This window comes from Burkholderia metallica (assembly GCF_001718555.1).
In the GTDB taxonomy this organism is placed as follows: domain Bacteria; phylum Pseudomonadota; class Gammaproteobacteria; order Burkholderiales; family Burkholderiaceae; genus Burkholderia; species Burkholderia metallica.
The window spans coordinates 363,984-375,662 of sequence record NZ_CP013401.1; the positions used below are offsets into that span (position 1 = coordinate 363,984).

9 protein-coding genes and 1 riboswitch are annotated in these 11,679 nt (G+C 65.9%); of the genes, 3 read left to right on the forward strand and 6 right to left on the reverse strand.

The features are described 5' to 3' along the window. The first annotated feature begins 23 nt into the window (after positions 1-23). Positions 24-1,490 (forward strand): glutamate synthase subunit beta, encoded by a 1,467-nt coding sequence (locus WJ16_RS01645; protein WP_069255559.1) that lies wholly within the window; start codon positions 24-26, stop codon positions 1,488-1,490. Between the two features lie 72 nt (positions 1,491-1,562). Here the strand turns inward: WJ16_RS01645 and WJ16_RS01650 are convergent, their stop codons facing one another. Both WJ16_RS01650 and WJ16_RS32680 read right to left on the reverse strand, forming a co-directional pair. Continuing rightward, the gene (locus WJ16_RS01650; RefSeq protein ID WP_069255560.1) at positions 1,563-1,946 is read right to left on the reverse strand and encodes a hypothetical protein; all 384 of its coding nucleotides are present in this window, start codon (positions 1,944-1,946) and stop codon (positions 1,563-1,565) included. Between the two features lie 76 nt (positions 1,947-2,022). Further along, the gene (locus WJ16_RS32680) at positions 2,023-3,156 is read right to left on the reverse strand and encodes a lipid II-degrading bacteriocin (protein WP_076605852.1); all 1,134 of its coding nucleotides are present in this window, start codon (positions 3,154-3,156) and stop codon (positions 2,023-2,025) included. Positions 3,157-3,695: 539 nt separating this feature from the next. Between WJ16_RS32680 and WJ16_RS01655 the strand changes: the two genes are divergently transcribed. Further along, on the forward strand, positions 3,696-5,186 hold the full coding sequence (locus tag WJ16_RS01655) for an alanine/glycine:cation symporter family protein (RefSeq protein ID WP_069255561.1): 1,491 nt from the start codon (positions 3,696-3,698) through the stop codon (positions 5,184-5,186). Continuing rightward, positions 5,183-5,737: an RNA 2',3'-cyclic phosphodiesterase gene (thpR, locus tag WJ16_RS01660; protein WP_069255562.1), complete on the forward strand. Its 555-nt coding sequence runs from the start codon at positions 5,183-5,185 to the stop codon at positions 5,735-5,737. The genes WJ16_RS01655 and thpR overlap by 4 nt, the downstream gene beginning before the upstream one ends. A gap of 92 nt (positions 5,738-5,829) precedes the next feature. Here thpR and WJ16_RS01665 read toward each other — a convergent pair whose 3' ends face one another. The 4 genes from WJ16_RS01665 to WJ16_RS01680 all read right to left on the reverse strand — a co-directional run bounded on the left by WJ16_RS01665 (position 5,830) and on the right by WJ16_RS01680 (position 11,238). Further along, positions 5,830-7,170, reverse strand: a complete 1,341-nt coding sequence (locus tag WJ16_RS01665) for a D-amino acid dehydrogenase (RefSeq protein ID WP_069255563.1) — start codon at positions 7,168-7,170, stop codon at positions 5,830-5,832. Between the two features lie 25 nt (positions 7,171-7,195). After that, positions 7,196-8,458 (reverse strand): MFS transporter, encoded by a 1,263-nt coding sequence (locus tag WJ16_RS01670; RefSeq protein ID WP_069255564.1) that lies wholly within the window; start codon positions 8,456-8,458, stop codon positions 7,196-7,198. Positions 8,459-8,695: 237 nt separating this feature from the next. Continuing rightward, on the reverse strand, positions 8,696-9,472 hold the full coding sequence (locus WJ16_RS01675; RefSeq protein WP_069255565.1) for an SDR family NAD(P)-dependent oxidoreductase: 777 nt from the start codon (positions 9,470-9,472) through the stop codon (positions 8,696-8,698). Next, on the reverse strand, positions 9,469-11,238 hold the full coding sequence (locus WJ16_RS01680; RefSeq protein WP_069255566.1) for an ABC transporter ATP-binding protein/permease: 1,770 nt from the start codon (positions 11,236-11,238) through the stop codon (positions 9,469-9,471). The genes WJ16_RS01675 and WJ16_RS01680 overlap by 4 nt, the downstream gene beginning before the upstream one ends. Positions 11,239-11,506: 268 nt before the next feature. Then, a riboswitch (TPP riboswitch) is annotated at positions 11,507-11,630 on the forward strand. Positions 11,631-11,679 lie beyond the last annotated feature (49 nt).

An 11,679-nucleotide genomic window follows, 5' to 3' on the forward strand; every position in this document is an offset into this window, starting at 1 on the left:
TACACCGAACAGAAGAGCACCTTATGGGCAAGGCAACCGGTTTTCTGGAGTTCGAACGCCGCCACGAGGCGTACGAAGCACCGCTCACGCGCGTGAAGCACTACAAGGAATTCGTCGCGGCACTGACCGACGCGGACGCGAAGGTCCAGGGCGCGCGCTGCATGGATTGCGGCATCCCGTTCTGCAACAACGGCTGCCCGGTCAACAACATCATTCCGGACTTCAACGATCTCGTTTACCGCCAGGACTGGCAGCAGGCGATCGAAGTCCTGCATTCGACCAACAACTTCCCGGAATTCACGGGCCGCATCTGCCCGGCGCCGTGCGAAGCGGCGTGCACGCTCGGGATCAACGACGACCCGGTCGGCATCAAGTCGATCGAGCACGCGATCATCGACAAGGCCTGGGCGGAAGGCTGGGTGAAGCCGCTGCCGGCCGAGCACAAGACGGGCAAGAAGGTCGCGGTCGTCGGTTCGGGCCCCGCGGGCCTCGCCGCCGCGCAGCAGCTCGCGCGTGCGGGCCACGACGTGACGGTGTTCGAGAAGAACGATCGCGTCGGCGGCCTGCTGCGCTACGGGATCCCCGACTTCAAGCTCGAGAAGTGGCTGATCGACCGCCGCATGCGCCAGATGGAAGCGGAAGGCGTGACGTTCCGCACCAGCGTGTTCATCGGCAAGGATCCGCTGCCCGAGTCGATCGGCAGTCTCGCGAAGGAAACCATCTCGCCGGACACGCTGAAGGAAGAATTCGACGCGGTCGTGATCGCGGGCGGGTCGGAAACGCCGCGCGACCTGCCGGTGCCGGGCCGCGAACTCGCGGGTGTCCATTTCGCGATGGACTTCCTGCCGCAGCAGAACCGCGTGAACGCGGGCGACAAGCTCGCCGACCAGCTGCTCGCGAAGGGCAAGCACGTGATCGTGATCGGCGGCGGCGACACCGGTTCGGACTGCGTCGGCACGTCGAATCGTCACGGCGCGAAGCAGGTCACGCAGTTCGAGCTGCTGCCGCAGCCGCCGGAAGAGGAAAACAAGCCGCTCGTGTGGCCGTACTGGCCGATCAAGCTGCGCACGTCGTCGTCGCACGAGGAAGGTTGCGAGCGTGACTGGGCGGTCGCGACGAAGCGCCTCGAAGGCAAGAACGGCAAGGTCGAAAAGCTGATCGCGGTGCGCGTCGAGTGGAAGGACGGCAAGATGCAGGAAGTGCCGGGTTCCGAGTTCGAGATGAAGGCCGACCTCGTGCTGCTCGCGATGGGCTTCACGCAGCCGGCGGCGCCCGTGCTCGACGCGTTCGGCGTGGCGAAGGACGCACGTGGCAATGCGCGCGCGGCGACCGAAGGCGATCGCTCGTACTATACGTCGGTAGACAAGGTGTTCGCGGCGGGCGACATGCGTCGCGGCCAGTCGCTCGTGGTGTGGGCGATCCGCGAAGGCCGCCAGTGCGCGCGCTCGGTCGATGCGTACCTGATGGGGCATTCGGAACTGCCGCGCTGAGCTGAATAGCGCGAGCGGGTTTCGATGAGAACCGGGCGTCCGAAAGGGCGCCCGGTTTTTTTATTTCTGAAGTTATCGGCGATCCTGAGCTTGTCCGGTTTTGTCGACCGGCTGATCTTTGACTTGCCAATAGCTTGAAAGCTGTTCGTTGCAGTCGATCATCGCGATGTATCTGGTTTCGACAATGAGCAGGGGGAATTCCCACATGCCCAGTTTCCATGCGTGATACTGCGGCGCTCCGTCGAACCGGATGCTGTCCAGCGGTATTCCTTGTTCCTCGAGACGTAACAGGACCTTGTTTCGTAGCGTATCGAGAGACATGTCAGGGCAACTGCCTTCGGTCCGCTCATATCGGGAAGTCGCGACGACGACGAACAGTAGCGCATAGGTGCCGATCGCTGCGATAACCAACCAGAGAACTAGCCGTAGGATTCCGCGTATGACTCTGGAAATCATGAGGTGCTCAACGTGGGCATGAAAAAAATGACGGTTGACCCGGGCAGTCGAATTTTCGGAGCCGCCCGGGGGCCTGCTAGCGAGTCGGTCGCATCAGTCCACCGAACGACGGCCTATGGACTGCCTGCGGGGGGCGTGTGCCTGCATTCTTGACAGGTCGTTGGCCAGAGAACGTGAGACTTTTTTCACCGAAAAAGTTGATTTGATAGTCCTTATGTCCCAGGGTGGCTCCGAGCTTGGATAGGAACGTCGTCGCAGCCTCCTGCAGAAATGGTCGGTTTGAAGGATCTGCATCGAACTTGTCGGGATTGAGTGAGTAGTAACCGACGAATCGATATGTATCGTCCTCCAGCATTTCAAGCGTGCCACGTACCCTGCCGGATACTCGCCCAAAGACTGCGGCACTCCAGAGATCCTTTGTCCCGTGATTGAAGATGTTGGTGCTGAAACCGGTGTCGAACGAGTAGATGCCGGGGCCATACCCGGGATTTTCGATGGCTCTCGATATTTCCGAGAAATCGAGGATGCTCATCTTCAAGTTGAGTGATTCAATATGAACGGTTCGTTGAGTTCCGTCTCCGTGTATCCAATGATTGAGTGCTTCGACGAACATCAGCGGATTGCCGTACGACGCGAATGTGCTCGTTGGCGGGATGCCGCTTGATTGTCCGATATAGATGCCAAATAGCGCAGTGATGTTGGCATATGTTCCAGGTTCAAAATTGAATCCGTATTGATTGGCGCCAGGCAAATATTTGTAGCCACCGATGGCCAGCCAAGGAGTGAAGCCGCCCACCAGCATTAATTGATTGCGCCAGAATTTTGTGTCGTTGCCCCCGAAGACTTGGAGATGTTTGAGAAACATCTCGGTGGCGCGGATCATGTTGCCCGTGTTCGCAAAAAGCAACATGAAATTCGATGTGCAGTACTGATTGAAGCAAATTGAAGGTGCCGGCATTCCGGCGCCGGGGTTGGCGCCGGGAATTTCGTTTACCTTGATACCGAAATCGCCAAAATTAAAGTCGGGCGGCCTCGGTGCTGTGATCTCGATGGGCGGGAGGACGTTGTTCTGAGCCATGGCCGTCGCGTGCTTCAGCAGCGTGCCAAACGGGAGCACGGTTGACGCGACCAGAAGACGTCGTCGCGTCAAAGGCTGTTGCTTTTCTTCAGAGGCGTGGCTTGTCTGTTTCAAAGAGTTATGCTTCGTCATTTCATATCCCGTGCAGTGTTGATTTCGATGGTTGATTCGCATGCCTGAGAATGAGACGGTTATATTTTTTTTTGCTGCCTGCAAGGAGTTTGTCCGGCACGTATTCGTGGAGGAGTCGTCCGGAACACTTCTACGAAGCGAAATCAAAAGAGATTCCCGAGAGCATGCGACCGCGCTTCCTTGTCTCGGAATTAGCCGGGCGCCGGCTAGGGATGTGGGGATGCTGAGGACGCGTGGTTGGTCGACCGATCGGCTACCGCTGTGTATCGTCCGGGTAAGGGCCGAGAAAAGTCGAAATGCGGAAACACTTTCCTCTGCGTGTCCTGTTGACTGAGCAATGTGTCAAACAGTCACGGGAGAGTGTCCAAGGTGACGGGGGCGTGTTGACGCATCTGATCAGGAGAGATCGGTCCCTTGATTTGTCATGATGCCGAATCCTTTCATTTTGTAATAATTCTTGAGAACTGTCATATCATGTCGCCTCTCAGGCCGCGTCCGCGGCTGCCGCATATGACCGACCCTATTTACAAGGACTCTGGATGGAAGCATTCGTGCATGGGCTGATCGACGCCATCAATGGCGTGTTGTGGAACTACGTGCTGATCGCGCTGCTGCTCGGCGCCGGTGCGTGGTTCACGTTGCGGTTCCGGATGATCCAGTTGAAGGCGCTGTTCCTCAGCATGAAACTGGTCGGCAGCAAGGGCGAACCGGGCAGCATCTCGTCGTTCCAGGCGTTCGCGACCGGGCTCGCGAGCCGCGTCGGCACTGGCAACATCGCCGGTGTCGCGGTCGCGCTGACGGTCGGCGGGCCGGGCGCGATCTTCTGGATGTGGATGACGGCGCTCGTCGGGATGTCGTCCGCATTCGTCGAGGCGACGCTCGCGCAGATCTTCAAGGTGTCGCACCCGGACGGCAGCTATCGCGGCGGCCCCGCGTACTACATCCAGACCGGCCTGCGTTCGCGCGGCTTCGGCGTGCTGTTCTCACTGTCGCTGATCCTCGCGTTCGGCTTCGTGTTCAACGCGGTGCAGGCCAACGCGATCGCCGACGCGTTCCATACGTCGTTCGGCTGGAGCCGCGAGACGGTCGGCCTCGGTCTCGTGCTGCTGAGCGCGCCGATCATCTTCGGCGGCATTCGCCGCATCGCGACGGTCGCGCAGGTGATCGTGCCGCTGATGGCGATCGGCTACCTCGCGCTCGCGGTCTACGCGGTCGCCACGCACATCGCACTGGTGCCGGGCGTGATCGCACTGATCGTGAAGAGCGCGTTCGGCCTCGAGCAGGCGGCGGGCGGCCTGACGGGCTATGCGGTCAGCCAGGCGATCGCGATCGGCGTGAAGCGCGGGCTGTTCTCGAACGAAGCAGGGATGGGCAGTGCGCCGAACGCGGCCGCAACCGCGAGCACGCGGCATCCCGTCACGCAGGGGCTGATCCAGATGCTCGGCGTGTTCGTCGACACGATCGTGATCTGCAGCGCGACCGCATTCGTCATCCTGCTGTCGGGCCAGTACGAACTCGGCACCGGCATGGAGGGTGCCGCGCTCACGCAGCGCGCGATCTCGAGCCACGTCGGCGACTGGGGCGGCATCTACATGGCCGTCGCGATCTTCTTCCTCGCGTTCTCGTCGGTGATCGGCAACTACGCGTATGCGGAAGGCAACGTCGAATTCATCACGAAGCGGCGCGGCGTGCTGCCGCTGTTCCGCGTCGCGGTGCTCGGGATGGTGATGTTCGGCAGCGTCGGGCAACTGCCGCTCGTGTGGGCGATGGCCGATACGAGCATGGGGCTGATGGCGATCATCAACCTGATCGCGATCCTCGCGCTCGGCAAGTATGCGCACGCCGCGTGGGCCGACTATCGCCGCCAGCGCGCGGCAGGCATCGCCGATCCGGTGTTCACGCGCAACACGATCCCGGAGCTTGCGCGCGTGCTGCCGGCCGACGTGTGGGGCGAGCACGGCCCGCTGCCGCAGCGTCCCGCTTCGGCCGACGCGGCGAGCGCGCCGCGCGCCGCGGTGAGCGGGTCATGAACGGCGACCGGCTCCGTGCGTTCGTCGCGCTGGTGCCCGATGCGGCGTCGCGCGACGCACTGCACGCGTTGCCGGTCACCCGCGGTGCGCGGCGCACGCTGCCCGCGCACCTGCACATGACGCTCGCGTTCATCGGCGCGATCGAACGGGAACGGTGCGACGCGCTGGCCGCGCGCCTGCCCGCGCTCGCAGCCGCGCATGCGCTGCCGCTGCTGCCGGTCGAGCGGATCGCGTGGTGGCCGAGCCTGCCGCGCGCGAGGCTGATCGTCGCGGAACTCGAGGCCGATCCCGCCTGCGTCGCGTTGAATTCGGGGCTGGCGGCGCTGCTGGGCGAGCTCGGCGTGCCGGTCGACCGGCGGCCGTTCCGGCCGCACGTGACGCTCGCGCGGCTGCCGCGCGACGCGGTCGGACAGCCCGCGCACGGTGGCGCGCCCGGGCGGCCGGTCGTGCTGCGCATCGAAGCGCTGACGCTGTTCGAAAGCCGGCTGTCGCGCGAGGGCGCGTCGCATCGGCCGATCGTATCGGCGCCGATCGCATGGGCGGACGGCTGAGCGGTGCGGTGAGCGGCGCTCGCGATGCAATGGCCGGGCGCTGCACGTAGCACGACAGCACATCGCGCAGACGGTGTCGCCCGGCGTCCGGCCTACCGGCCGTAGCGCGCGAGCGTGAGGCCCGACAGGTCGATCTCCGGCTCGCGTCCGGTAACGAGATCCGCAACCACCTTTCCCGAACCCATCGACATCGCCCAACCCGTCGAGCCGTGGCCGACGTTGAGCCAGAGCCCGTCGATCCCGCTTGCGCCGAGCAGCGGCGGCCCGTCGGGCGTCATCGGCCGGCGGCCGACCCAGAAGCGTGCCGACGCGCGATCGGCCGCGTGCGGGAACCAGTCGTCGAGCACCTTCATCAGCGTATCGAGCGCCTGCTGCCGCAATGCCGCGTGCCGGTTGCCGAGCTCCGCGGTGCCCGCGACGCGCAGCGTCGGGCCGAAGCGCGTGATCGCCGTCTTCAGCGATTCGTCCATCAGCGCGGCGCGCGGCGCCTTTTCATCGTCAACGACCGCGAGCGTCGCCGAGTAGCCTTTCACCGGATACAGCGGCACGTCGATGCCGTACGGCCGCAGCAGGCCGGCGCTGTCGACGCCGAGCGCGACGACGATCGCGTCGGCCGCGAGCTGCGAGTCGCGACGATTGCCGCCGGTGCGCGACGCGCGCGGATGCGTGCCGGCCCGGTCGCGCGGATCGCCGGCCTCGTCGCCGTCACCGTTGCCGACGATCCGCACGCCGCGCACTCGGCCGGTTTCGACGTCGAGCGCCTGCACGTCGGTGCGAAAGCGGAACGTCACGCCGTTCGCTTCGCACAGCGCCCGCAGTTCGCGCGTGAAGCGGGCGCAGTCGCCGGCTTCGTCGTCGGGCAGGTAGATGCCGCCGACCGGCGCCTGCCGCGCCCAGCGCAGACCCGGCTCGATCGCCGTGCAGCCGGCCGCATCGAGTTCGCGAAACGCGATACCGGCATCGCGCAGCACCTTCAGCGCCGGCTGCACCATCTCGACGTCGAACGCGCCGCGCAGCAGTTGCAGGTAGCCGCGGCTCGCGCCGTAATCGAACGGGTGGCGGTCGCGAAACGCGTGCAGGCACGCGCGGCTGTAATACGCGATACGCTGCATCCGCTGCTTGTTCACGCGGAACCGCCCGAATTCGCATTCGCGCAGCCAGTGCGCGATCCAGCGCCACTGCGCGGGGTCTAGCGTCGGCCGGAAGATCAACGGTGACGCGGGCTCGAACAGGTACTTGAGGATCTTGCCGGGCATCCCGGGCGCGGCCCACGGCGTCACGTAGCCGGGCGCGATCACGCCCGCGTTGCCGAGGCTCGTCGCCTGCGCGACGTCGGCCTCGCGCTCGATCACGGTGACGTTGCAGCCTGCTTCGCGCAGGTGCCAGGCGGTGGTGACGCCGATCACGCCGGCGCCGAGAACGATCACGTGCATGCGGTTTCCGGAACGAAGCGGTGGCTCAGGATGCGACGGCCGGATCGTCGGCGAGCGACTTGCCGCGCGTTTCCGGCAGCACGAGCGCGGCGACGATCACGAGCAGGTAGCCGCCGCCCGCGACGAGGCCGATCGCCTTCACGAGCGACATCGACTGCGACAGCGAGCCGACGAGGATCGGGAAGAACGAGCCGAGCCCGCGCCCGAGGTTGTAGCAGAAGCCCTGGCCCGAGCCGCGGATCGCGCCCGGATACAGCTCGGACAGATACGCGCCGACGCCCGCGAAGATGCCCTGCACGACGATGCCGAGCGGGAAGCCGAGCAGCAGCATCGCGGTGTCGGTGATCGGCAGCATCGTGTACGCCATGCCGAGCGAGAACGAGCCGATCGCGAACAGGATGAACGACGCGCGGCGCCCGAGCCGGTCGGACAGGATCGCGCCGACCACGTAGCCGACGAACGAGCCGACGATCAGCACGACGAGATAGCCGCTCGTGTTGAACACCGACAGATGGCGCACGGTCTTCAGGTAGGTGGGCAGCCACGTCGTGATCGCGTAGTAGCCGCCGAGCATGCCGGTGCACAGCGCGCTGCCGAACAGCGTTGCGCGCAGGTGCGGCGGCGAGAAGATCTCGAGGAAGTGGCCCGACACGCGGCCTTCGTCGCGCGCGCGGCGGGTGGCCGTGTAGATGTCCGGATCGCTGACGTTGCGGCGGATGTACAGGATCCACAGCGCGGGCACGATGCCGATCCAGAAGCACGCGCGCCATGCGAGCTGCTCGGGCAGCAGCGCGAAGAACGCCCAGTAGAGGATCGCGGCCGCGCCCCAGCCGAACGACCAGCTGCTCTGCACGGTGCCGACCGCTTTCGCGCGATGCTCGGGCGAGCGGATCGTCTCGGCCATCATGATCGTCACGACCGACCATTCGCCGCCGAAGCCGAAGCCCTGCAGCGTGCGCGTCGCGAGCAGCTGCCAGAACGAATGCGTGAAACCGGACAGGCACGTGAACAGCGCGAACGTCGCGATGGTCCACTGCAGCACGCGGACGCGGCCGTAGCGATCGGCGAGGATGCCGGCGACCCAGCCGCCGAGCGCCGACGAGATCAGCGAACTCGTCGCGATCATTCCGGCCTCGCTCTTCGTCATGCCCCACGTGGCGATCAGCGTCGGAATCAGGAACGAGTAGATCATGAAGTCGAACGCATCGACCGCGTAGCCGCCGAATCCGGCGTACAGCGTCCTGCGCTCGCGCGTCGACAGTTCGTTGAACCACTGGAATGCCTGCATGCTTGCCGCCCCCTGTTGTCTCGTCTCTCGTTTCGCGCTGCCGTCTGGCGGTTATTTTACGGGCGGGATGCGGAGCGCCAAAAAGGCATGTGCAGGTGGGCGTGCGGCGGCGAGACGGATCGGGAGGGCGGTGGACGTTCGTTCGGGGAAGGCGCGATGGTCGATCGCTCGCGTGCCGGGCAGGTGCCGGCGACGATCTTTACGCTTGCCCGGCGGGCGCGCCTTCACGTCAGGGCGTCAGAGCGTCAGGCCGCCGTCGACATGAATGACCTGCCCGGTGATCTGCCGAGCCGCATCCGACAGCAGGAACGCGATCAATGCGGCGACGTCGTCGGGTTCGGCGATCCGGCCGAGCGGCGTCGCCTGTTCGGCCTGCGCCCACGCGTCGGCATTGCCGGCGCTCGGCCCGTGGTCCTTGCGCGTGAAGCCCGGCGCGACCGCGTTGACGGTGATCCCGCGCGCGGCGAATTCGGCGGCGGCGGTGCGCACGAGCGACTCGAGCGCGGCCTTCGCGGCGGCGGTGGCCGCGAACGGCGTGTCGGCGCGGTAGCGGTGCGCGACGAACGAGCTGACCGCGACGATCCGCGGCGCGGCCGACGCTTCGAGCAGCGGCCGCGCGCGCCCCGCGAGCGCGGAGAATGCGCCGGGCATCGCCGCGAACGCGCACGCGAGCGCATCGGCGGAAAGATCGGAAAAGGATTGGCGCGCGGCGAAGCCCGCATTGGCGACGAGCTGGTCGAGCCCGCCGAAGTGCGCGGCCGCCGCATCGACGAGCGACGCGGCGACGCCCGGCTCGCCGAGATCGCCGGTGAGCGTGATGCACTCGGCGCCGGCCGCCGTGCAGGCACGGGCGACGTCGGCGAGCCGGGCGCGCGCCGCGTCGTTTGCGCCGCGTGCGTGCAGTGCCAGCGCGATGCCGGGCGCCGCGAGCCGCCGCGCGAGCGCCGCGCCGATCCCCGAACCGGCGCCGGTGATCAGCGCGATCCGTGCGAGGGGCGCGGCGCGTACGCTCACGCCGCGACCTTGTCGCTGTCGTTCACGCGCTCGACGTTGATCGTGCCGACGTGGAACGCGGCCAGCGACTCGCGGTGCGCGATGCTGACGATCGCGGCCTTCGGCAGCCGTTCGGCGAACAGGTGATAGAGGCGTGCTTCGTTGTCGGCGTCGAGCGCGCTGGTCGCTTCGTCGAGGAACAGGAAGTCCGGCTTGTGCAGCAGCACGCGCGCACCGGCGAGGCGTTGCTGTTCGCCCGGCGACAGCACGCGCGTCCAGTGCGCGGTCTCGTCGAGGCGTTCGACGTAATCTTCCAGGCGGCACGCGCGCAGCGCGTCGCGACAGGCTTCGTCGCTGAACGCGTCGGCCTTCGCGGGGTAGGTGAGCGCGGCCTTCAGCGTGCCGATCGGCAGATAGCTGGATTGCGGCACGAACATCATCCTCGCGCCGACCGGAGCGTCGATCGCGCCGTCGCCGAACGGCCACAGGCCCGCGAGCGCGCGCATGAACGTGCTCTTGCCGGAACCCGACTTGCCGATCACGAGCCAGCGCGAGCCGGGCTCGATCGTCACATTGCCGATGTTCGCGAGCGCGTTGCCGTTCGGCAGCGCGAGCTTCAGCGCCGACGTCGACAGCTTTGCCGCGTCGACGTAGTGCAGGTTGATGCCGCCGTGCTCGGTGGCGGGCGACAGGCTTTCCTTCAGGTGCGACGTGCCCATCACGCGCTTGAATTCGCGCAGACGGTTGACGGTGGCGCGCCACTCGACGAGGGTCGAGTAACTGTTGATGAACCACGAGAACGAATCGCTGACCGTGCCGAACGCGGACGAGATCTGCATCAGCACGCCGAACGAGAACGCGCCCGCGAAATAGCGCGGCGCGGCGACGACGAGCGGGAAGATGATCGCGATCTGCCCGTAGAAGCTCAGCACGAACGTGAGCCGCTTCGTGTACTTCATCACGCGCCACCAGTTGTCGCGGATGCGCATGAAGAGGCTCTGCGCGTTGTCGGTCTCGGTCTTCTCGCCGTCGTAGAACGCGATCTGCTCGGCGTTTTCACGCACGCGGATCAGCCCGAAGCGGAAGTCGGCCTCGACGCGCTGCTGCTGATAGTTGATCGACACGAGCGGATGGCCGACCTTCTGGATGATCAGCGAGCCGACCACCGCGTACAGCGCGGCCGCCCACACCATGTAGCCGGGAATCGAGATCGGCGTCGCGCCGAGCGTGAATGTCAGCGCGCCGGCGAGCGACCACAGGATCGTGATGAACGACACGAGCGTGACGACCGTCGACAGCAGGTCGAGCGACAGCGCGAGCGTCGTGGTCGCGAACGACTGGAGGTCGTCGGTGATCCGCTGGTCGGGGTTGTCCGCGAGACGGTCGCGTTCGATCCGGTAGAACGCGCGATCGCCGAGCCACTGGCCGAGAAAGCGGTCGGTGAGCCACTGGCGCCAGCGGAAGCCGAGCATCTGCCGCAGGTAGCGGCCGTACACGGCGAGGATGATGAACGCGAATGCGAGCGCGGAGAACTGCATCAGCAGGTTCGGGAAGTCGTGGACGTCCTTCGACTGCAGCGCGTTGTAGAACTGCGCGTTCCACTTGTTCAGCCGGACGTTGATCCAGACCACGCAGAGGTTGATCGCGATGATCGTGACCAGCAGGCCCCACGCGATTTTCCATTCGGACGATACCCAGTAGGGCTTGATGAGGCTCCATGCGGATACCGGGCGCTCGTCCTGCGGCGCGTCGGAGACGGAGCGGACGGGATCGATCGATTGGGTCATGTGCTTCCTGATGAGTAGCCGGCGCGCGGGCCGGGAGAAGCCGGGCGCGCGCCGCGATAAGGCATGCCGGGACGCGGCGCCGACTGACGGCGGGCGCACGATGGTCGCCCGCGCGTCTTAAACGGCACTTAAGGCCGGCGGTGACGCGGCAACCGGCCGCTCGGGGCGGCCGGCCTGCGGGCATTGTGCCAGAGCGGCGCGACGCGACGCGAATTTGCCGCAAGGGGGACAGTTTGCGGCGCTTTCCGCTTTTATGGTCTAATGGCCGACGACGAAACAGGGGTGCTTCGTGGCGCGGCCGGCGGATGTTCCGGGCAGCGCGATGAGGCTGAGAAAGACCCTTCGCACCCGATCCGGGTAATACCGGCGAGGGAAGTTTCTGATCCCGCCGGGCCGCGCTGGCTGCCATCCCACATGGTCAGCGCCTTGCCCGCCCGGCCG